General features: G+C 71.3%; 13 protein-coding genes. 6 read left to right on the top strand and 7 right to left on the bottom strand.

What is annotated here, in order from left to right; translation table 11 throughout:
- Positions 1-2: 2 nt before the first annotated feature.
- Positions 3-1,493, bottom strand: coding sequence for an aldehyde dehydrogenase family protein (locus HHX40_RS25355; protein WP_182882615.1), 1,491 nt, complete (start codon positions 1,491-1,493; stop codon positions 3-5).
- Between the two features lie 86 nt (positions 1,494-1,579).
- Positions 1,580-3,232, bottom strand: coding sequence for a choline dehydrogenase (betA, locus tag HHX40_RS25350; RefSeq protein WP_182882614.1), 1,653 nt, complete (start codon positions 3,230-3,232; stop codon positions 1,580-1,582).
- A 113-nt stretch (positions 3,233-3,345) separates the two neighbouring features.
- Here betA and HHX40_RS25345 point away from each other — a divergent pair, with 113 nt between their 5' ends.
- Positions 3,346-4,134, top strand: coding sequence for an IclR family transcriptional regulator (locus tag HHX40_RS25345; protein WP_310738271.1), 789 nt, complete (start codon positions 3,346-3,348; stop codon positions 4,132-4,134).
- Here HHX40_RS25345 and HHX40_RS25340 read toward each other — a convergent pair.
- The 3 genes from HHX40_RS25340 to HHX40_RS25330 are packed head-to-tail and all read right to left on the bottom strand — an operon-like array spanning position 4,112 to position 7,937.
- Positions 4,112-6,484: an FdhF/YdeP family oxidoreductase gene (locus tag HHX40_RS25340; RefSeq protein WP_182882613.1), complete on the bottom strand. Its 2,373-nt coding sequence runs from the start codon at positions 6,482-6,484 to the stop codon at positions 4,112-4,114. The genes HHX40_RS25345 and HHX40_RS25340 overlap by 23 nt on opposite strands.
- Positions 6,481-7,623 carry an aromatic ring-hydroxylating dioxygenase subunit alpha gene (locus tag HHX40_RS25335; RefSeq protein WP_310738270.1) on the bottom strand — a complete coding sequence of 381 codons (1,143 nt, stop codon included), beginning with the start codon at positions 7,621-7,623 and terminating at the stop codon, positions 6,481-6,483. The genes HHX40_RS25340 and HHX40_RS25335 overlap by 4 nt, the downstream gene beginning before the upstream one ends.
- Positions 7,620-7,937, bottom strand: a complete 318-nt coding sequence (locus HHX40_RS25330) for a bifunctional 3-phenylpropionate/cinnamic acid dioxygenase ferredoxin subunit (RefSeq protein ID WP_111699825.1) — start codon at positions 7,935-7,937, stop codon at positions 7,620-7,622. The genes HHX40_RS25335 and HHX40_RS25330 overlap by 4 nt, the downstream gene beginning before the upstream one ends.
- Before the next feature lie 160 nt (positions 7,938-8,097).
- Between HHX40_RS25330 and pdhA the strand changes: the two genes are divergently transcribed.
- Positions 8,098-9,228 (top strand): pyruvate dehydrogenase (acetyl-transferring) E1 component subunit alpha, encoded by a 1,131-nt coding sequence (gene pdhA, locus HHX40_RS25325; RefSeq protein ID WP_182882612.1) that lies wholly within the window; start codon positions 8,098-8,100, stop codon positions 9,226-9,228.
- A gap of 122 nt (positions 9,229-9,350) precedes the next feature.
- Positions 9,351-10,262 (top strand): SGNH/GDSL hydrolase family protein, encoded by a 912-nt coding sequence (locus HHX40_RS25320; protein WP_182882611.1) that lies wholly within the window; start codon positions 9,351-9,353, stop codon positions 10,260-10,262.
- A gap of 13 nt (positions 10,263-10,275) precedes the next feature.
- Here the strand turns inward: HHX40_RS25320 and HHX40_RS25315 are convergent, their stop codons facing one another.
- The gene (locus HHX40_RS25315; protein WP_182882610.1) at positions 10,276-11,004 is read right to left on the bottom strand and encodes a YqjF family protein; all 729 of its coding nucleotides are present in this window, start codon (positions 11,002-11,004) and stop codon (positions 10,276-10,278) included.
- A gap of 236 nt (positions 11,005-11,240) precedes the next feature.
- On the opposite strand from HHX40_RS25315, the gene HHX40_RS37880 reads away from it, so the two are divergent.
- The 3 genes from HHX40_RS37880 (at position 11,241) to HHX40_RS25300 (ending at position 21,435) form a co-directional block, all read left to right on the top strand.
- Positions 11,241-15,986 (top strand): ThuA domain-containing protein, encoded by a 4,746-nt coding sequence (locus HHX40_RS37880; RefSeq protein WP_182882609.1) that lies wholly within the window; start codon positions 11,241-11,243, stop codon positions 15,984-15,986.
- Between the two features lie 194 nt (positions 15,987-16,180).
- Positions 16,181-17,944, top strand: coding sequence for a discoidin domain-containing protein (locus tag HHX40_RS37875; RefSeq protein WP_182882608.1), 1,764 nt, complete (start codon positions 16,181-16,183; stop codon positions 17,942-17,944).
- Between the two features lie 17 nt (positions 17,945-17,961).
- Positions 17,962-21,435, top strand: a complete 3,474-nt coding sequence (locus tag HHX40_RS25300; protein ID WP_182882607.1) for a discoidin domain-containing protein — start codon at positions 17,962-17,964, stop codon at positions 21,433-21,435.
- Between the two features lie 8 nt (positions 21,436-21,443).
- Here the strand turns inward: HHX40_RS25300 and HHX40_RS25295 are convergent, their stop codons facing one another.
- The gene (locus HHX40_RS25295) at positions 21,444-22,379 is read right to left on the bottom strand and encodes an MBL fold metallo-hydrolase (protein WP_310738268.1); all 936 of its coding nucleotides are present in this window, start codon (positions 22,377-22,379) and stop codon (positions 21,444-21,446) included.
- Positions 22,380-22,429: the final 50 nt, after the last annotated feature.

The following is a 22,429-nucleotide window of genomic DNA, read 5'->3' as shown; positions in this document are numbered from 1 at the left end:
GTTCACGCTCCTCGGCCGGCGTCGCGCGGCCTGAACCAGTGCTGGGGACGGGGATCGGTGTTCTGCCACACGTGCTTGATCTCGCGGTACTCGTCCAGGCCCGTGGGGCCGAGCTCGCGGCCCACCCCGGACTGCTTGAAGCCGCCCCACTCCGCCTGCGGCACGTACGGGTGGTAGTCGTTGATCCACACCGTCCCGTGCCGCAGCCGGGCGGCCACCCGCTGCGCCTTACCCGCGTCCCGCGTCCAGACGGCGCCCGCGAGGCCGTAGTCGGTGTCGTTGCCCAGGGCGACCGCCTCGTCCTCGCCGGAGAAGCGCTCCACGGTGAGGACCGGCCCGAACGACTCCTCCCTGACCACGCGCATCTCCCGGTGGCATCCGTCGAGCACGGTGGGGCGGTAGTAGAACCCGCCGGCCAGCTCCGGCTCGTCCGGCCGCCGCCCGCCGCAGCGGAGCTTCGCACCCTCGGCGAGACCGGCCTCGACGTACGCCTCCACCTTGGCCAGGTGCGCGGCGGAGATCAGCGGACCGGTCTCCGCCTCGGGGTCGAACGGCCCGCCCAGCCGGATGTCCTCGGCCCGGCGGGCGACCTCGGCCACGAAGGCGTCGTGGATCGGGTCCTCCACCAGCAGGCGGGCGCCGGCCGAGCAGACCTGGCCCGAGTGCAGAAAGACCGCGGTCAGCGCGAAGTCGACCGCGGTCTCGAAGTCGGCGTCGGCGAAGACGATGTTGGGGTTCTTGCCGCCGAGTTCCAGCGCGACCCGTTTCACGGTCGCCGCCGCCGAGGCCATCACCCGCCGCCCGGTCGCGAGGCCGCCGGTGAACGACACCATGTCGACGTCCGGGTGCTCGGCGAGCGGCGCCCCGGCCTCCGGGCCCGCGCCGAGCACGAGGTTGGCCACGCCCGGGGGCAGGCCCGCCTCCTCCAGCAGCCGCATCAGCAGGACGGCCGTACTGGGGGTGAGCTCGCTCGGCTTCAGCACGAAGGTGTCGCCCGCGGCGAGCGCGGGCGCGACCTTCCAGGAGGTCTGCAGCAGGGGGTAGTTCCAGGGGGTGATGAGCCCGCACACGCCGAGCGGCTCGTGGACCACCCGGCTGACCGCGTCGGCCCTGCCGGTGTCGATCACCCGGCCCGCGTCGGTGCCGGCGATGCCGCCGAAGTAGCGGAAGCACCGGACGACGTCGTCCACGTCGTACTCGCTCTCGGCGAGCCGCTTGCCCGTGTCCAGCGACTCGGCCCGCGCGATCGACGCCCTGTCGCGCTCGATCAGATCGGCCGTCCGCAGGAGCAGCCGTCCCCGTTCACCCGCGGGCGTACGCGGCCAGGGGCCCGCGTCGAACGCGTGCCGCGCCGCCGCGATCGCGGCCTCGGTGTCGGCGCGGCCGGCCTCCGCGACGGTCGCGACGACCGAGCCGTCGGCGGGGCATCGGATCGTACGGCGTCCGCCTGCGACGGCGTCGGTCCAGGCGCCACCGATGAAGAGGTCCGCCACGGGCAGCGCCTTCCGATCACAGTCGTTGCGTAATACGCACCTGTTTGCTTATCGAGGAACAGAATCGATCCCAGACACGGGCTCCGTCAAGGCGTGATCCCTGGCGTGTGACGGTAGAAGCCGGCCTCGGCGGGCGGGAGGGGGGTGTTGCCGAGGATCAGGTCGGCCGCCTTCTCGGCGACCATCATCACCGGGGCGTAGATGTTGCCGTTCGTGACGTACGGCATGACCGAGGCGTCCACCACCCGCAGGCCCTCCAGGCCGTGCACGCGCATGCTGTCGGGGTCCACCACCGACATCTCGTCCACGCCCATCCTGGCGGTGCAGGACGGGTGGAGGGCCGTCTCGCCGTCCCTGGCGACCCAGTCGAGGATCTGCTCGTCCGTCGCGACCGACGGCCCGGGGGAGATCTCGCCGGCGCTGAACTCCTGGAGGGCCGGCTGGCCCAGGATCGCGCGGGTGACCCTGATGGCCTCGACCCACTCCCGCCGGTCCTGCTCGGTGGACAGGTAGTTGAACCGCAGGGCGGGCTTCACCCCCGGGTCGGCGCTCTTGATCTTCACGCTGCCGCGGGCGTCGGAGTACATCGGCCCGACGTGCACCTGGTAGCCGTGCCCGCCGGCCGGGGAGCTGCCGTCGTAGCGCACCGCGATGGGCAGGAAGTGGAACATCAGGTTCGGGTAGGCCACGTCCTCGTTGCTCCGCACGAAGCCGCCCGCCTCGAAGTGGTTGGTCGCGCCCGGCCCGGAGCGCAGGAACAGCCACTGCGCACCGATCCACGGCCGGTGCCGCCACTTGAGGTACGGCTGCATGGACACCGGCCGCTTACAGGCGTGCTGGACGTAGACCTCCAGGTGGTCCTGGAGGTTCTCCCCCACGCCGGGCAGGTCGTGGACCACCTCCACGCCGAGGGCCCGCAGTTCGGCGGCGTTGCCCACGCCCGAGAGCTGGAGCAGTTGCGGGGTGTTGATCGCGCCGCCGCACAGCACGACCTCGCCCGCCCGGATGACCTGCCCGTCGCACTCGACCCCGACCGCCCGTCTCCCCTCGAACACGATCCTCGTGACGTACGCCCTGGTCCTGATCTCCAGGTTCGGCCGCTTCCGCACCGGGTGGAGGTAGGCGCGGGCGGCCGACAGGCGGCGGCCGCGCCGGATGTTGCGGTCGAAGCGGGCGAAGCCCTCCTGGCGGTAGCCGTTCACGTCGTCCGTGAGCGGGTAGCCCGCCTGCTGCACGGCCTCGAAGAAGGCCGGGAACAGCGGGCTCGCCGCCGGGCCCCGCTCCAGCACGAGCGGCCCGTCGTGCCCGCGCCGGGGATCGTCCGGGTCCGCCGCCAGGCAGTTCTCCATCCGCCTGAAGTACGGCAGGCAGTGCGCGTAGTCCCAGTTCTTCATCCCGGGATCGGCGCCCCAGCGCTCGTAGTCCATCGGGTTGCCCCGCTGGAAGATCATCCCGTTGATGCTGCTCGACCCGCCGAGCACCTTCCCCCTGGCGTGGTAGATCCGGCGGCCGTGCATGAACGGCTCGGGCTCCGACTCGTACTTCCAGTCGTAGAAGCGGCTGCCGATCGGGAAGGTCAGCGCGGCCGGCATGTGGATGAACACGTCCCACAGGTAGTCGGGACGGCCCGCCTCCAGGACCAGCACCCGGGTGGACGGGTCGGCCGACAGCCGGTTCGCCAGCGCGCTGCCCGCGGAACCGCCACCGACGATGACGAAGTCGTACTGCTGAGCGGTCAATCTGCCCTCGTCTCACTCGCGTCCGTACGGGGACCGCCTAAAAGGGGAGGTTTAGTGCAAATCGTATCGTCATGATCGCTGGCCGTTCCGGGTGAAGCGCTACAGTCTCGGCTGTGAGCAACGACGCTTCCGCCGCCAGGTCCGAGGCCTCCGGTGGCGGCGTGCAGTCCGTGGACCGGGCGGTCAGCATCATGGAGATCCTCGCCAGGCGCGGGGAGGCCGGGGTCACCGAACTCGCGGCCGAGATCGAGGTGCACAAGTCGACCGCGTTCCGGCTGCTGGGCGCGCTGGAGGCACGCGGGCTGGTCGAGCAGGCCGAGGACCGCGGCAAGTACCGCCTCGGCTTCGGCCTCGTCCGCCTCGCCGGGAGCGTCTCCATGCGGATGGACGTGACGCAGCGGAGCAGGCCCGTCTGCCGGCGGCTCGCCGAGGAGATCGGCGAGACGGTGAACATCGCCGTCCTGCGGTCGCACTACGCGGTCAACCTCGACCAGGTGCGCGGCCCCGCCGCCGTCACCGCGCACAACTGGGTGGGCCAGCTCACGCCCCTGCACGCGACGTCGAGCGGGAAGGTCCTGCTGGCCCATCTCGACCGGCGGCACCGCGAGGACCTGCTGCGCGCGGCCGGCCTGGAGCGATACACGCCCGGCACGGTGACCTCCGTGGAGGCCCTCGAACGCGAACTGGCCGGGGTGCGCGAGCGCGGCTACGCCCTTTCGCTGGAGGAGCTGGAGGTGGGCCTGAACGCGATCGCCGCCCCGGTGCGCTCCTTCCGGGGCGAGGTCGTGGCGGCGGTCAGCGCGTCCGGGCCCGCCTACCGCTTCAGCGAGGAGCGCATGCGTGAGACGGCCCCCGTCCTGCTGCGGGGCGCCGAGGAGATCAGCCACCGCCTCGGCGGGTAGCCGTCTCCCCAGCCGGCCCTTCCGCCGGGCCTCCCGCCGCGTCTTCCGCCGCACGGCGCAGCCGTACGACGACGCTCTTGGAGGTGGGCGTGTTCGACGTCTCCGCCACCGAGTCCAGGGGCACCAGCACGTTCGTCTCCGGGAAGTACGCCGCGCAGCAGCCCCGCGCCGTCGGATAGGCGACCGCGCGGAACCCCTCGGCCACCCGCTCGCCGTCCGCCCACTCGCTGATGATGTCCAGCATGTCGCCGTCCGCTAGCCCGCGCTCGGCCAGGTCGTCGGCGTGGACGAAGATCACCCGCCGCCCGTTCCTGATGCCGCGGTAGCGGTCGTCCAGGCCGTAGATCGTGGTGTTGTACTGGTCGTGGCTGCGGATCGTCTGCAGCAGGAGGCGGCCCCGCGGCACCCGCAGCACCTCCAGCGCGTTCACCGTGAAGTTCGCCTTTCCCGTGGCCGTGGGGAAGCGGCGCTCGTCGCGCGGCGAGTTCGGCAGCGCGAAGCCGCCCGGCCCGCGCACCCTCGCGTTGAAGTCGTCGAACCCGGGCACGACCCGCTCGATGCGCTCCCTGATCGCGTCGTAGCCGGCCTCGAACTCGGCCCACGGCACGTGCGGGTCGTCGCCGAACAGCTCGCGGGCCAGCCGGCACACGATCGCCACCTCCGACAGCAGCACGTCCGACGCGGGGCGGAGCCGGCCGCGCGAGGCGTGCACCATGCCCATCGAGTCCTCGACCGTGACGAACTGCTCGCCACCGGCCTGGACGTCCCGCTCGGTACGGCCGAGCGTGGGCAGGATCAGCGCCTGCTCGCCGCACACGGCGTGCGACCGGTTCAGCTTGGTCGACACCTGCACGGTGAGCCGGCAGCGGCGCAGGGCCGCCTCGGTCGCGGCGGTGTCCGGCGTCGCCGAGACGAAGTTGCCGCCCATGGCGAAGAACACCCGGGCGTCCCCGTCCCGCATGGCCCGGATGGCCTCCACGGTGTCGTGGCCGTGCTCGCGCGGCGGCGGGAAGCCGAACTCCTCCTCCAACGCGTCGAGGAACTCCGGCTTGGGCTTCTCGTAGATGCCCATCGTCCGGTCGCCCTGCACGTTGGAGTGCCCGCGTACGGGACACACGCCAGCGCCGGGACGCCCGACGTTGCCGCGCAGCAGCAGGAAGTTGACGACCTCCCTGATCGTCGGGACCGATTTGCGGTGCTGCGTGAGGCCCATCGCCCAGCAGACCACGACCGAGCGGGCGGCGAGCACGTCGCGGGCCGTCTCCTCGATCTCGGCGCGGGTCAGCCCGGTCGCCTCGATCACCTCGGCCCAGTCCGGACCGGCACCGTCGCGCCCGCGCAGGTGCTTCTCCCAGTCTTCGAAGCCGTGCGTGTGCGCCTCGACGAACTCGCGGTCCACCACCGTGCCGGGCGCGGCGTCCTCGGCCTCCAGCAGGAGCAGCGACAGCGCCTGGAACAGCGCCAGATCGCCCCCGAGGCGGATCTGCAGGAACCGGTCGGACAACGCCGTCCCGGTCCCGGCGAGGCCGGAGGCCTTCTGCGGGTTCCTGAACCGCAGCAGCCCGGCCTCCGGCAGCGGGTTCACCGACACGATCCGCGCGCCGCCCCGCTTCGCCCGTTCCAGCGCGGTGAGCATGCGCGGATGGTTGGTGCCCGGGTTCTGGCCCACCACGAAGATCAGGTCGGCCCGGTGCAGGTCGTCGAGCAGCACCGTGCCCTTGCCGATGCCGAGCGTCTCGGTCAGCGCCGAGCCGCTCGACTCGTGGCACATGTTGGAGCAGTCGGGCAGGTTGTTGGTGCCGAACCGGCGGACGAGGAGCTGGTAGGCGAAGGCGGCCTCGTTGGACGTGCGGCCGGAGGTGTAGAAGACCGCCTGATCGGGGTGGTCGAGCGCGCGCAGCTCGCGCGCGACGACGCCGAAGGCGTCCTGCCACGAGATGGGCTCGTAACGGTCCGAACCGGCCGGCTTGTACATCGGCTCGGTGAGCCGGCCCTGCTGGCCCAGCCAGTAGTCGCTGCGCCGGGCCAGCTCGTCCACCGGATGCTCGGCGAAGAAGTCCCGGGTGACCCGGCGGACCGTCGCCTCCTCGGCCACCGCCTTGGCGCCGTTCTCGCAGAACTCGGCGGGGCTGCGGTGTCCGTCGCCCTCCGGCCAGGCGCACCCCGGGCAGTCGAAGCCGGTCTTCTGGTTGACCCGGAGCAGAGTCAGCAGCGTCCGCCCCGCACCCATCTGGCGGTACGCCGTGCCCAGCGCGTGGCCGACCGCCGGGACCCCGCCCGCCCATGTCTTGGGCGAGCCGATCTCCAGCCGCTCGTCTCCGACGTCCTCCCGAGGCGCCTTACGCGTCACCCTGCATCTCCTCCGACCTCACTCAGCCTGCCGCGTACCCAATCATGGAACAGGCCGATGTGGTGCTCGCTCGGCACCAGCACCCCGCCCCGGGCGTACGTGCGGGAGCTCATCGACGGCTGCGTGCGCTCGCAGGCCTCGAAGTCCTGCTCGTTGACCCGGTGGAACAGCTCCACCGAGCGGCTGACGTCCTTGCCTGCCGCCACGACCTCCGGCAGGTACAGCCAGTCGCACTCCACGACCGTCCGGTCCGCCGCGAGCGGGAACATCCGGTGCACGATCACGTGGTCGGGCACCATGTTGACGAAGACCTGCGGCTTGATGGTGATCGCGTAGTAGCGCCGGTCCTGGTCCTCCCGGATGCCCGGGATCCGGTCGAGCCCCTCGGAGCCGTCGACCGTGAACCCCCGGATCTCCTCGCCGAACGACGCGCCGTGGCCCACGTAGTACTGCGCCGCGTAGCCGCCGGCGAACTCCGGCAGCACCTCGGTCAGCTCCGGGTGGATGGTCGCGCAGTGGTAGCACTCCATGAAGTTCTCGACGATGAGCTTCCAGTTCGCCGCGACGTCGTACCGGATCCTGCGGCCGAGCGCCAGGTTGGCGACGTCGTAGTTGTCGAGGGAGGCCACGTCGCCGAGCCGGGTGCGCACCTCGCCGAGCACGTCCTCCTCGAACGAGGGCGGCTCGTCGGCCAGGCAGACCCACACGTAGCCCAGCCACTCCCGCACCGCCACGTTCACCAGGCCGTACTCGACCCGGTCGAGGTCGGGCATCTTGGTGAGGTTGGGGGCCGCGATCAGCCTGCCGTCGAAGTCGTACGTCCACGCGTGGTACGGGCACTGGAAGGCCCGCCTGGCCTCGCCGGACTCCTCCGTGCGCAGCCGCGCGCCGCGGTGACGGCAGACGTTGTAGAAGGCGCGGATCGAGCCGTCCCGCGCCCGGGTGACCAGGATGCTCTCGGCGCCGACCTGCACGGTCCGGAACGCCCCGGGCTTCGGCAGGTCCGAGGCCCGTACGGCGCAGAACCACATCGCCTCGAAGACGCGCTCGCACTCCCGCGCGAAGACTTCCGGGTCGGTGTAGGACGCGCCCGGCAGGGTGGCGATCAGACTGGGCGGCAGACTGGGCGGCAGGCTCACGGCTGCGGCTCCCGCGACGGGATCACGTAGATCGTGTCGTCCTCCACGACCACCGTGTGCGTCCGCACCGGCAGCTTGGCGGGAGGACTGTCCACCTTGCCCGTCCGCAGGTCGAAGCGCGAGGCGTGCAGGGGGCACTCGACCTCGCACCCCTCCAGCCAGCCGTCCGCCAGTGAGGCGTCCTGATGCGTGCAGGTGTCGTCGACGGCGTAGATCTCCCCGTCCTCCGTGTGGAAGACCGCGATCGGCGGCTCGGCGTCCAGGCGGAACGCCTCTCCCCGCGGCAGGGACCGGAGGGGACACACAGGAATCATCGGCGTCCTTGGTTGTAGGTCGGCACAGTTGTGTAAGCCGAAACTCCTAGCGCTATGCGCAACACACTGAGGTCACCCGCGTCCGGTGTCAATAGGGGGGCCAATAGGTGGAAAGCGGACGTCGGCCATGTCGGGTGAGCCGAGAGGCCCGGCACCCGCGATGATTGTCCTTCGCGTTCTTCACCGTTCTCAGAGAGGAGACGACGTGCGGCGCCAGGACGAGGCCGAAGATCTGGTCCAGTTGCTCACGCCGGAAGGCGAACGTGTCGTGCACCCCGGGTACGACCTGGACCTGTCGAAGAGCCAGTACCGAGGGCTGTACCGCGACATGACGCTGGTACGGCGGCTGGACCGGGAGGCCTTCGCCCTCCAGCGCCTGGGTGAGCTGGGCATGTGGATCCCCTGCCTGGGGCAGGAGGCCGCGCAGATCGGCTCGGGCCGCGCGCTTGAGCCGGACGACCACGTGTTCCCCTCCTACCGGGAGCACGGCGTCGCCTGGTGCCGGGACATCCCTCCGCTCACGCTCATGGGGATGCTGCGCGGCACGACGAACGGCGGCTGGGACCCCCGCCACACCGGCTTCCACCTCTACACGATCGTCCTCGGCGCGCAGACCCTGCACGCCGTGGGTTACGCGATAGGGATGCGCCGGGACGGCGACTCCTCGGCCGTCGTGGCGTACTTCGGCGACGGCGCCGCGAGCGAGGGGGACGTGAGCGAGGCGTTCAACTTCGCCGCCGTCTACGACGCGCCGGTCGTCTTCTTCTGCCAGAACAACCAGTGGGCCATCTCCCACCCCGTGGACCGGCAGAGCCGGACGCCGATCCACCGCCGGGCGCAGGGCTACGGCTTCCCCGGCGTGCGCGTGGACGGCAACGACGTGCTGGCCTGCCTCGCCGTGACCAGGGCCGCCCTGGAGCACGTACGCCGGGGCGACGGGCCGTTCCTCATCGAGGCCCACACCTACCGGATGGGCCCGCACACCACCTCCGACGACCCGGGGCGGTACCGCCCGGCCGAGGAGGTGGAGGAGTGGCGGAAGAAGGACCCGATCGCGCGGATGCGGGCGTTCCTCCTGCGCGAGGGCCTGGCCGACGACGCGTTCTTCCGGGAGGTCGACGAGGAGGGCGACCGGCTCGCCATGGAACTGCGCGAGGGCGTCATCGCCATGCCGGATCCGCCGGTGGACGCCTTGTTCGACCACGTCTACACCGGCCGCCACGCGCAGCTGGAGGAGGAACGCGCCTGGTACACCGCCTATCTCGACCGGTTCGAGGAGCCGCGCGCCTGACCGCAGCCGGAACCACAGCCCGGCCGCGCGCGGTGTCGCGGTGACGGACGAGGCGAACCCGGGGCTCCAGCTGGGCGTCCAACAGCGACCCCACAACCGGCAACCGACCATGGAGCTCCCCAGTGGCCCTCGGCATCACCCCACGCTCCGTTCGGCGTACCGCGGCGACGGCCGCGCTGCTCGCCGCCTCGGTCTCCCCACTCCTGCCCGCCACCGCCACCGTCGCCGCCGCCTCCACCGCTTCCACGGCCGGCACCGCCGTCACCGCGCGTTACGTCGCCCTCGGCGACTCGTACGCGTCCGGGGCGGGGCTGCCGGACCCCACGGACCCGCAGTGCGCGCGCTCCGGCCTCAACTACCCGTCGGTGCTCGCCCGGTCGTACGGCTCCCGCACCTTCCGGGACGTCACCTGCGGCGGCGCGACCACCCGCGACCTGTGGCACCGGCAGGGCGCCAAGGCCCCGCAGTTACGCGCCCTGTCGAGGAACACGACCCTGGTCACGGTGACCATCGGCGGCAACGACATCGGCTTCTCCGGCATCATCGGCACCTGTGTCTCCGCCGCGCGGTCCGACCCCGCCGGCAGCCCGTGCCGGGCGGAGTACGCGAAGAGCGGACACGACGAACTCGCCCGCCGCATCAGGGCCCTGTCGCCCCGGATCGCCGCGATGCTGGCCGACGTCAGGCGGCGCAGCCCCCGGGCGACGGTCATGCTGGTCGGCTACCCCGCCCTGCTTCCCGAGAGCGGGGCCGCATGCCCCTCGGTCGTCCCCTTCGCCAGGGGCGACTTCCCCTACCTGCGGGACACGGTGAAACGGCTCAACGGGATGCTCCGGCAGCAGGCCCGGCGGGGCGGCGCGGTCTACGTCGACACGTACACGCCGACGATCGGGCACGACATGTGCGCGGGCGACGCGCGTTTCGTCGAACCGCTCGTCGTGGCCGCCGGGGTCGCGCCCGCGCACCCCAACCAGCAGGGACAGCGTGTCATGGCGTCCCTCGTCGCGGAGCGGATCGACCGGCTCCGCCGCTGACGGCGCCCGCTGGTCAGGCCGCCGGCACCGGCCGCCACATGCCGATCCGTACGGACACGCCGGGCGACGCGTGGACGATCGGGTCGTGCCCCGGGTCGGGCAGGCCGACCGCCCGCAGCAGCCCCTGCTCCAGCCCGGCCGTCCGGGCGTGGTGCAGGGGCCAGCGCGGGTGCTCGACCTCGGCGGTGGCCAGCCGCCCGGCGACGACCGTGAAGAGCCGGTACCGCTCGACCAGGAAGTCGGCGAGCCCGCTCCGCCCGGCCTCCGTCACCGGCGCGCCGAGGTCGACGTCCGCGTCGCACCGCACGCCCGCGTGGCCCGGCCAGAGGCGCCGGCAGCGGTAGCTGCGCCGCGCCCCCGCGCCGCTCACGGACATGCGGGACCAGTAGTACGGCAGCCCGTAACCGGCCCGGGCGCCCAGCACGGCGGGGAGCCTCCCGGCGTCCAGCGACAGGAACCACAGGCCGCCGCGCCCCCGCGCGTCCCGCGCGTACGTCCGCACGTTGGTCTCGGGGAACCGCGACAGCCACGGCAGCGGCGGCAGGCCGGGCACCCGCACGTCCCGCATGAGGAACGGCGTGATCCCGACGTACGCGGACCCCTCGAAGGTGTCCACGGCGAGCCCGTCCGGCAGGAACCCCTGCACGACCTCGGGCGGATACCGCCAGTGGATGAAGGTGATGTCGGCCCAGCGGTGGTGCATCACCGGCTGCTCGACCCGTCCCGACGGCATGAAGACCATGCCCCGGCATCTACCCAGGACGCCACAGGCCGGTCGTGATGACCTCGTCCGCCATCCACGGAACTTTCGTCACAAGGTAACGAAAGCTCAGCCGTTTTGCCGAAACTATCTTCACAATTCCCCAAAAGGGGCTTACCTTCGGGGCGAATCACCGCTACGCGGCCGGTTTGTGAAGCGAACGCGTGCCCACGACCGTGCAGCGGCCCGCACCGCACCAAGGGAAAGGGAGGTCCGCCATGCCCCCCAGGTGGCCGACCGATCGCGCCAGAAAACGGATCGCGCAGACCTGCGCCCTAATCCTGGCCTTCACGGGCCTGACCGTGCTCGCCCCGGCCGCGCCCGCGCAGGCGGCGCCCGTCGACGCCGCCGACTACCAGCGCGTGGAGCTGGCCAGGGGCGTCGCCGAGATGGGCGAGCCGATGACGATGACCGTGCTGCCCGACCTGTCGGTGCTGCACACCGCTCGCGAGGGCGTGCTGCGGCGCACCGACGCGCGCGGCGACACCACCGTGGTCGGCACGCTGAACGTCTACTCCCACGACGAAGAAGGGCTTCAGGGAGTCGCCGCCGACCCGGGCTTCGCGACGAACCGGTTCATCTACCTCTACTACGCTCCCCGTCTCGACACCCCCGACGGAGACGCCCCGGCCACCGCGTCCGACTTCTCGGCCTGGAAGGGCGTGAACCGGCTGTCGAGGTTCACCGTCAAGCCCGACTGGACGCTGGACAAGGCCAGCGAGGTCAAGATCCTCGATGTGCCGGCCGACCGCGGCATCTGCTGCCATGTGGGCGGCGACATGGACTTCGACGCCGCCGGCAACCTCTACCTGTCGACCGGCGACGACAGCAACCCCTTCGACTCGTCGGGCTACGCCCCGATCGACGAGCGGCCCGACCGCAACCCGGCGTACGACGCCCAGCGCAGCGCGGGCAACACCGACGACCTGCGCGGCAAGATCCTTCGCATCAAGGTCAAACCGGACGGGACCTACGACATCCCCGAGGGCAACCTGTTCCCCGCGGGCACCCCGAACACCCGGCCCGAGATCTACGCGATGGGCTTCCGCAACCCGTTCCGGCTGAGCGTCGACAAGGCCACCGGCGTCGTCTACGTCGGCGACTACGGCCCCGACGCCGGCAGCACCGACCCCAACCGCGGGCCGAGCGGCCAGGTCGAGTTCAACCGGGTCGCCCGCCCCGGCAACTACGGCTGGCCCTACTGCACGGGCACCAACACGCCGGTCGAGACCTACAACGCGTTCACCTTCCCCTCCGGACCCTCCGGGGCGAAGTACGACTGTGCCGGCGGCCCGGTCAACGCCTCTCCACGCAACACCGGCCGGCGCACGCTGCCGCCCGCCCAGCCCGCGTGGATCAGGTACGGCGGCGACGCCGGCTCCCCGCCCGAGTTCGGCGGCGGCTCCGAGTCCCCCATGGGCGGGCCGGTCTACCACTACGACGCCGCGCTCAACTCCGCGGTCAAGTTCCCGCAGGACCTGGACGGCCACCTGTTCGCCGGCGAGTTCGGCCGCAGGTGGATCAAGGCGATCGACGTGCAGGCCGACGGGACGCGCGGCGACATCACCGACTTCCCGTGGACCGGCACGCAGGTGATGGACCTGGCGTTCGGCCCGGACGGCGCGCTGTACGTGCTCGACTACGGCACCGGCTACTTCAACGGCGACGCCAACTCGGCGTTGTATCGCTTCGAGTACGTCAAGGGCCGTGACCGTTCCCCGATCGCGGTGGCCAAGGCCGACAAGACCTCGGGCAGGACGCCGCTCACAGTCACGTTCTCCTCGGCCGGCTCCGCCGACCCCGAGGGCGCGACGCTCACGTACTCCTGGGACTTCGGCGACGGCACCACCTCCACCGAGGCGAATCCGGTCAAGACGTACGACAAGGACGGCACGTACACCGCGACGCTCACGGTGCGCGACCCCGCGGGCAACAGCGGCAGCGCCAGCGTGGTCGTCACGGCGGGCAACACCGCGCCGACCGTGACCATCGAGACGCCCACGGCGGGCAGCCTGTTCCAGTGGGGCGACTCGGTCCCCTTCACGATCAAGGTCACCGATCCCGAGGACGGCGACGTCGACTGCACGAAGGTCAAGATGACCTACGTGCTGGGCCACGACAGCCACGGCCACCAGATCAGCTCGAAGAACGGCTGCTCCGGCGAGCTGACCATCCCGGTCGACGGAGAGCACGACGACGCGGCGAACATCTTCGCGGTGTTCGACGCCGAATACACCGACAAGGGCGGGCTGACCACCCACACCCAGCACATCCTGCAGCCGCGGCACCGCCAGGCCGAGCACTACGCGGCCTCCTCGGGCGTCAACCCGATCAGCAAGTCGCAGGCGCACGGCGGCAAGACCGTCGGCGACGTCAACAACGGCGACTGGATCTCCTTCAAGCCCTACGAGCTGAGCAAGGCCAAGGGAATCGCCGCCCGCGTCTCGTCCGGCGGGAAGGGCGGCACCATCGAGGTCCGCACGGGATCGCCGACCGGCACCCTGCTGGGCAAGGTGAGCGTGCCCGTCACCGGAGGCTGGGAGACGTTCACCGACGTCTCCGCGCCGCTGTCGAACGCCCCGGCGGGGACGACCGAGCTCTTCCTGCTCTTCAAGGGCAACGACGGCGCGCTGTTCGACGTGGACGACTTCACGCTGACGGCCGAGCCGCCCGCGGGCGGAAGCCCGGGACCGATCGTCAACGCCGGCGGCCTGTGCCTCGACGTCGCGAACGCCGACCCGGCCAACGGCACCAACGTGCAGCTCTACCAGTGCAACGGCACCGGAGCCCAGGTCTGGAGCGTCGACGGCTCCACGCTCCGATCGCTCGGCAAGTGCCTCGACGTGTCCAACGGCGGCACCGCCGACGGCACGCGGGTGCAGATCTGGGACTGCGTCGCCAATGTCGGCGCGCAGGTCTGGACCATCGGGACGGACGGCACGATCAAGAACCCGCAGTCCGGCAAGTGCCTCGACGGCTCGAACACCGGACAGATGGTCATCAAGACCTGTGACGGCGGCAACGCGCAGAAGTGGACGACCTCGACGACCACGGGCGGCGGCGCCGAGGGCGAGGTCCTGGTCTTCTCGCGTACGGCCGGCTTCCGGCACGACTCGATCCCGGCCGGCATCCAGGCCATCAAGGACCTGGGCTTCAAGGTCACCGCGACCGAGGACCCGGCCGTCTTCACCGCCCAGAACCTGGCCAAGTACAAGGCCGTGGTGTTCCTCAGCACCACGGGCGACGTGCTGAACGACGCCCAGCAGGCGGCCTTCGAGTCGTACGTCAAGGCGGGCGGCGGCTACGTGGGCATCCACGCGGCGGCCGACACCGAGTATGACTGGCCGTTCTACGGCGGCCTGGTCGGGGCGTGGTTCGCCTCGCACCCCGCCGTCCAGCAGGCGACCGTGAAGGTGGAGGACCGGGCCCACCCGGCGACCGCCCACCTCGGGCCGACGTGGACCCGCACCGACGAGTGGTACGACTACCGCTCCAACGCCCGCACCACCGCCCACGTGCTGGCCTCGCTCGACGAGAAGTCGTACTCGGGCGGCAAGATGGGCGAGGACCACCCGATCGCCTGGTGCAAGGAGTATCAGGGCGGCCGGTCGTTCTACACGGGCGGCGGGCACACGGCGTCCTCGTTCTCCGAGCCGGAGTTCCGGCAGCACCTGCTCGGCGGCATCAGGTACGCCATGGGCGACCTCAAGGCCGACTGCCGTCCCGAGACCGGCTACACGACGCTCTACGACGGCGACACCACCGGCTGGCAGCAGGCCGGGCCCGGCGGATTCACGAACGCCGACGGCACCCTGACCTCGCACGGCGGCCTGGGGCTGTTCTGGTACAAGGCGAAGGAGTTCCACTCCTACTCGCTCAAGCTCGACTGGAAGATGCGCGGCGACGACAACGCGGGCGTCTTCGTGGGCTTCCCCGCCTCCGACGACCCGTGGTCGGCGGTCGACAACGGCTACGAGATCCAGATCGACGCCACGGACGCCCCGGAGAAGACGACCGGGTCGGTCTACGGCTTCCAGTCGGCGGACCTCAAGGCCCGTGACGCCGCGCTCAACCCGCCGGGGCAGTGGAACACCTACGAGCTCCGGGTGGAGGGCGAGCGCCTGCAGATCTTCCTGAACGGCGTGAAGATCAACGACTTCGTCAACACCGACCCGAAGCGGTCCCTCCAGCAGGGCTACGTGGGCATCCAGAACCACGGCGACGGCGACGAGGTGGCGTTCCGGAACATCCGGGTCAAGGAGCTCGACCCGGCGCAGGGCGACGTCACCGTCCAGGCCGAGAGCTGGACCGAGGCGAACGGCGTCGACACCTACCCCCACGCCCCCGCGCACGGCGGCACCGTGCTCGGGTACGTCAACCCCGGCGACTGGGCGGCGTACGACGGCGTGGACCTCACCGGCGTCACCCGGTTCACCGCCCGGGTGGCCTCGCCCACCCCGAGCGGCGGCTTCGAGATCCGGACCGGCTCTCCGACCGGCCCGGTGCTCGGCAGCGTCACCGTGCCGAACACCGGTGGCTGGGAATCGTACGCGGACGTCTCCACGGAGCTCACGAACGTCCCCTCCGGGAGCGTGAAGCTCTACCTGGTGTTCACCGGGGCCGACTTCGACGTGGACGACTTCACCCTCGTCCGCGGCAAGGACGGCTCTCCGAAGGTCGAGCTGACCGTGACGGCCTCCTCCCGCTGCATCGGCACCTCGGCGTACCTGGCGGTCACGGCCGTCAACAACGGTGATGTGCCGGCGACCGTGGAGCTGACCACTCCGTACGGTTCCAAGACCGTGGCCGACGTGGCCCCGGGCAAGCAGGCCTACCAGTCCTTCAACACCCGGGCCGCCCAGATCGACGCCGGCACGGTAACCGTCAAGGGCACCGCGACGATCGGCGGCAAGCAGGTCGCCACGTCCTACGACGCGGCCTACACCGCGGCCGGCTGCCGCTGAGCACAACCCGGGGCCGGCCGGCCGACCAGCCGGCCGGCCCCGGCCTCGTACGACCCGGTGGTTTACCCGCTGCTTTCCAAGGGAGTCAAGATCATTCCATCGCATACTAAATTCAAGTATTGACCTAAGTTTCGAAGGCGATCATTCTCTGGTCAGAGCTCTCCCCGTTCACCCCCCGAAGAGAGATCGCCATCATGCGAAAGCGTTCGACGATCCATCGCACGCGCCGCGCTCTGACGGCCGTGCTCAGCGCGCTGGTCCTGGTCGTGGCCTGCGTCGTCGCGGCGACGGCCGGGTCCGGGCCGGCGCACGCCGCGCCCGTCCTGCTGTCGCAGGGCAAGGCCGCGACCGCCTCGTCCACCGAGAACGCGTCCACCCTCGCGTCCGCCGCCGTCGACGGGAACACCGGCACCCGGTGGTCCAGCGCGTTCGGCGACCCGCAGTGGCTCCAGGTGGACCTCGGCACAACGGCGACGCTGAGCCAGGTCACCCTGAACTGGGAGGCCGCCTACGCCAGGTCGTTCAAAATCCAGGTGTCGGCCGACGGTTCGGCCTGGACCGACGTCTACTCCACCACGAGCGGTACGGGCGGCACACAGACCCTCGCCGTGACCGGTTCGGGGCGGTACGTCCGGGTCTACGGCACCGCCCGCGCCACCGCGTACGGCTACTCCCTGTGGGAGTTCCAGGTCTACGGCACCACGTCGAGCAGCGGGTGCGGCACGGCCGACGCGGCCCAGGGCAGGCCCGCGACCGCCTCGTCCGCCGAGAACGCGTCCACCCCCGCGTCGGCCGCCGTCGACGGGAACACCGGCACCCGGTGGTCCAGCGCGTTCGGCGACCCGCAGTGGCTCCAGGTGGACCTCGGCTCCGTCAAGACGATCTGCAAGGTCGTCCTGACGTGGGAGGCGGCCTACGCCACGGCCTTCAGGATCCAGGTGTCCGACAACGCCACCACCTGGACCGACGTCTACAGCACGACCACCGGCACCGGCGGCACGCAGACTCTCGACGTCACCGGCTCGGGCCGCTACGTCCGCCTCTACGGCACCGCCCGCGCCACCGCGTACGGCTACTCGCTGTGGAGCTTCACCGTGAACACCACGGGCGGCTCGACCGACCCGACGACACCGCCGCCCGACGCCTTCTGGGGCGACACCGCGAGCATCCCGGCGGCCAGGAACGTCGTCATGGTCAAGATTCTCAACCGGACCAACGGCCAGTACCCCGACTCGCAGGTCTACTGGAGCTACAACGGCCAGGTCCACTCCATCGCCGAGCAGCCCTACTTCGACATGCCGGCCAACACGGCGGGCCGGATGTACTTCTACCTCGGCTCCCCCAACAGTCAGTACTACGACTTCATCGAGTTCACCGTCGGGCCTTCGGTCTTCAACGGCAACACGACACGGGTGGACGCGTTCGGCCTGAAGCTCGCGATGCGCCTGCACGCCCGCGACGGCTACGACGTGGCGGTCGGCGAGGACTACGCCACCTTCGCCGAGTCCCGCGCGGCGACCTTCCAGCGGTTCATCGACGAGGTGCCCGCCGAGTTCAAGCAACTGGCCCAGGTGCAGGCGCCGTACCGCATCCCGGCCCCGGGCAGCGCGTCGATCTTCCAGCCCGGCGGGGCGTACGCGAACTACTTCACCGGCTATGCCGCCCAGCAGGGCGTGACGGCGACGACCTCGCAGGTCACCGGGTGCGCGGGACCGCTCGCCGAGGCCCCGAAGATGTGCGCGGCGCTGAACCGGCACGTCGCCGGGCTGTCCGACGCCCAGCAGTCGGACGCGGCGAACTACTACAAGGCCGCCCCGGCGAACTACTACGCGAAGTTCTGGCACGACCACGCCATCGGCAAGCTCGCCTACGGCTTCCCCTACGACGACTACGCGGGCCGGTCCTCGTTCATCTCGCACGGCGACCCGCAGTGGCTGCTGGTCGCGGTCGGCTGGTAGCGCAGGGAGGAGACGCCATGAAGCACACCCTTCCGCTCCGGCGCGGGCTCCCTCTCGTCCTGGCGCTGGCGCTGGCGCTGCTCGCGAGCGTCGTCGCCGGGCCCGCCCACGCCGCGCCCGTCCTGCTGTCGCAGGGCAGGACCGCGACGGCCTCGTCCACGGAGAACGCCGGCACACCGGCGTCGGCCGCCGTCGACGGGAACACCGGCACCCGCTGGTCCAGCGCGTTCGGCGACCCGCAGTGGCTCCAGGTGGACCTCGGCACAACGGCGACGCTGAGCCAGGTCACCCTGAACTGGGAGGCCGCCTACGCCACCTCGTTCAAGATCCAGGTGTCGGCCGACGCCGCCACCTGGACCGACGTCTACTCCACGACCACCGGCACCGGCGGCGTACAGAACCTCAACGTGACCGGCTCCGGCCGGTACGTCCGGGTCTACGGCACCGCCCGCGCCACCGGCTACGGCTACTCCCTGTGGGAGTTCCAGGTCTACGGCACCACCGGCACGTCCTCGGGCTGCACCGGCCCCAACAGCGCGCTGAACCGGCCCGCGACCGCTTCATCCACCGAGAACGCCGGGACGCCCGCGTCCGCGGCCGTGGACGGCGACCCCGGCACCCGCTGGTCCAGCGCCGCCGCCGACCCGCAGTGGCTCCAGGTGGACCTCGGGTCGGCCAGGACGATCTGCAAGGTCGTCCTGACGTGGGAGGCGGCCTACGCCACGGCCTTCAGGATCCAGGTGTCCGACAACGCCACCACCTGGACCGACGTCTACAGCACGACCACCGGCACCGGCGGCACGCAGACCCTCGACGTCACCGGCTCGGGCCGCTACGTCCGCCTCTACGGCACCGCCCGCGCCACCGGCTACGGCTACTCCCTGTGGGAGTTCGGCGTCCACACCAGCGGCGGCACCACCGACCCGCCGCCGAGCGGGACGCCGATCTCGGCGTACAAGCAGGTGACGGCCTCGTCCTGGGAGGGCGGCAACGCTCCGGCGGCGGCGCTCGACGGGCGGACGACGACCCGCTGGTCGAGCCAGTACTCCGACGACCAGTGGCTGCGGGTCGACCTCGGCGGCGCCGGGCACGTCACCGGTGTCACGCTCAACTGGGAGTCCGCGTACGCCACGGCTTACCGGATCGAGGTGTCCGCCAACGGCACCTCGTGGACGCCGATCCACACCACGACCAGCGGCAAGGGCGGCGTGGAGAACCTGAGCGTCACCGGCGACGGCCGCTACGTCCGCTTCGTCGGCACGGCCCGCGCGACGGGCTACGGATACTCGCTGTGGGAGTTCCAGGTCTTCGGCACCGTGGACACGGCGGCGACGACCGCTCCCCTGCTGTCCCCGCCCACCAAGGCCCCGGCGACCACCGGCCAGTTCGCGCTGTCCGCCCCCGCCGACAAGGCCATGATCACCGACACCCGGCGGCCCGCGCTCTCCTGGGCGGCCGTCTCCGGCGCGGTGCGCTACGAGGTCTGGCTGAACGTCAGCCGCACCGACTACGACTTCACCGCCTCGGGCAACCTGATCGACCTCTACACCAAGGTCGCCGAGCCGACCGGCACGAGCTACACGCCCACCTGGGACATCCCCGACCGGTGGACGTACAGGTGGTACGTCGTCGCGGTGAGCCAGTCGGGCGCGAGGACGACGTCGAACATCCGCGCCTTCAGCCTCTACCTGCCCGACATCGAGCAGGTCGCCGACGGCGTCCCGATCGTCAACGGCGCCCGCGACCTCAACAAGAACGGCACGATCGAGCCGTACGAGAACTGGCGGCTGCCCGTCGAAACCCGCGTCAACGACCTTCTCGGCAGGATGACCCCCGAGGAGAAGGCGTACCAGATGTTCTACAACGCCCAGACCTACCCGCTCTCGGGCTGGCACTTCGGCCCGGCGTTGCCGAACGACCTGCACGCCGTCCTGCTGGGCGCGTCCGGGACCCGGCTCGGTATCCCGCCGGTCTCGGCGGGCGACACCATCGCCGGATACCAGACCACCTATCCCCTGCAGAGCGCGCTCGCGGCGGGCAAGGACTACGCGCTCGACTACAAGCTCGGCGACATGCAGCGCCGCGAGGAGCTGGAGGTCGGGGCGCGTGGCGTGCTCGGCCCGCTCGCCGAGGTCGGCACCAAGGTCCTCTACCCCCGCATCCAAGAGGGCAACGGCGAGAACGCCGACGTCGCCGCCGCCCAGGTCCGCGCGCTGGTGGCCGGGCTGCAGGGCGGCCCCGAGCTCAACCCCGCCTCCGTGCTGGCGACCGTCAAGCACTGGCCGGGCGAGGGCGCGGGCGGCGAGGCGGGGATCACCTACGACGCGGTGACGATCAAGTACCACATGATCCCGTTCAGGGCCGCGATGGAGGCCGGCGCCGTCAACATCATGCCGGGCTACGCCGGGAGCTCCTACCTCGACCCGGGCGGCTCGGGCGCGGGCGACAGCAAGCCGATCCTCGACTACCTGAGGAGCAACCTCGGCTACACCGGCCTCATCACCACCGACTGGCTGCCGTCCTCGGTCTGGGTCAAGGCCGCGAACGCCGGCTCCGACGTGATGGGCGGGGCCGACCCCGGAGCCACCGGGTTCACGATGGCGACCTTCCTCGCAGGTGTCCCGATCGCGCGGATCAACGACGCGGTGACCCGGATCCTGCGCCTGAAGTTCACGCTCGGCGTGTTCGAGCACCCGTACGGCGACCCGGTGAACGGTCCCTACCGCTTCCACCAGCCGTCGTACGTCGCGCTCGCCAACCAGGCCGCCCGGGAGTCCATCACGCTGCTCAAGAACAACGGCGTGCTGCCGGTGAAGCTCAAGGCAGGCGACAACGTCGTGGTCGCCGGTCCGCGGGCCACCGACGGATCGGCCTGCTGCATCTGGACGAGCTTCTTCCACCAGGAGTACGGCTCGCAGACGTTGCTGGACGCGGTCAAGGCGCGGGCGGCCACCGCGGGCGTCAACGTCTACCAGGACACCGGTCCTTCGCCCAAGCTCGCGATCGTGGCGGTCGGCGAGCCGACCTACACGCACGCCACCGCCTGGGTGAAGGAGCAACCCCAGTTGCCCGCCGACCAGCTCGCCGTCATCCAGAACTTCAAGAACCAGGGCGTTCCGGTGGTCATCGTGCTGACCCTCCCCCGGCCCATCGTCATCAGCGAGTGGAACGGCCTGGCCGACGCCATCGTGGTGACGTACCGGGGCGGTGAGGAGGTCGGCCCGGCCACGGCGAGCCTCCTGTTCGGCGACTACACACCGCGCGGACGCCTGCCGTGGCAGCTCCCACGCGGCCTCGACCAGATCCTCAAGCCGGGCGGCGGCGACGTGCTCGCCGACGCCGTCGAGGACTGGAACCTCCCCTACGACCTGGGCGCGACCGCCGCCCAGCGGTCGGAGATCCGGGCCCGCATCGACGCGGGCCAGACCGTCCCCACCACTTACGGCAACCCCCTCTATCCGTACGGAGCCGGCCTGCAGGGCTGGTCGTGACGCCCGCGTCAGACTGACGTGGGCAGCGGCCCGCCGTGCCAGGTCATGGCGTCGCCCAAGGCGGCGAGGAGATCCACCTCGCCGCCTTCGGCCTCGCCGTAGGCACGGTGCAGGTTGAGCACCAGGCGCTCGGCGTCCGCCCATCCGGCGAACTCGCCCAGGTCGGCCGCCTGCGCGGCGGCCAGAGGGGTGAGCCCGTTCTCACGTCCAGCCCGGGCGGTGTCGAGGACGAACCGGTAGTACCGCTCGTGCGCGGCCAGGACCTCCGGCAGCTCGGAGGCGGTGGCGAGCGGCCCGTGTCCCGGCACGACGTGCTCGGGCTCGAAGGCCGCCAGCCAGTCCAGCGACCGCAACGCGCCCTCAAGCGAGCCCATCAGCACCAGCGGCGTGAGCCCGTTGAACAGCAGGTCCCCGGCGAACAGCACCCGTTCTCCGGGAAGCCACGCCACCACGTCCCCGGGGGTGTGGGCGGCGTGGCCGGGGTGCCGCAACTCGACGCGGCGCGCCCCGAGATGGACGGTCAGCTCGGAGGTGAACACCACCGACGGCGGGCGGCGCGTCACGTGTCCCCAGTCGGGCACCGGCGTCCAGGCCGGCGGGCAGCCGTCGATGATCGGATCGGCCAGCAACGCCTCTCGCATCGCCGCGTGCCCGAAGACGACCGTGTCGTCCGGGAGCAGGCTGTTTCCGTAGCAGTGGTCCCCGTGCTGGTGGGTGTTCACCGCCATCCGGACCGGGGCGTCGCCGGTCGCCTCGGCGACCGCGCCGAGGAACCGCCGGGTGCGCCCCTCGGTCGCGCAGGTGTCGACGATCAGCACGCCGCCGTCGCCTGCCACGGCTCCGGCGTTGTTCACCCACCAGGTGCCGTCCGGCTGCACCCAGGCGAAGATCCCCGGCCCCACCTCGTGCAGCCCCGCCCCGTCGGCCCGCTCCACCACACTCACGCTTCCTCTCACCGGCGTCCTACCCACGGGACCCTACCGATGTAGGAACT

Origin of the sequence: Microbispora sp. H10949, from assembly GCF_014161435.1 — a bacterium.
Classification (GTDB): domain Bacteria; phylum Actinomycetota; class Actinomycetes; order Streptosporangiales; family Streptosporangiaceae; genus Microbispora; species Microbispora triticiradicis.
Note: the sequence above shows the minus strand (reverse complement) of the source record. Positions and strands in the feature narration are given on the sequence as shown.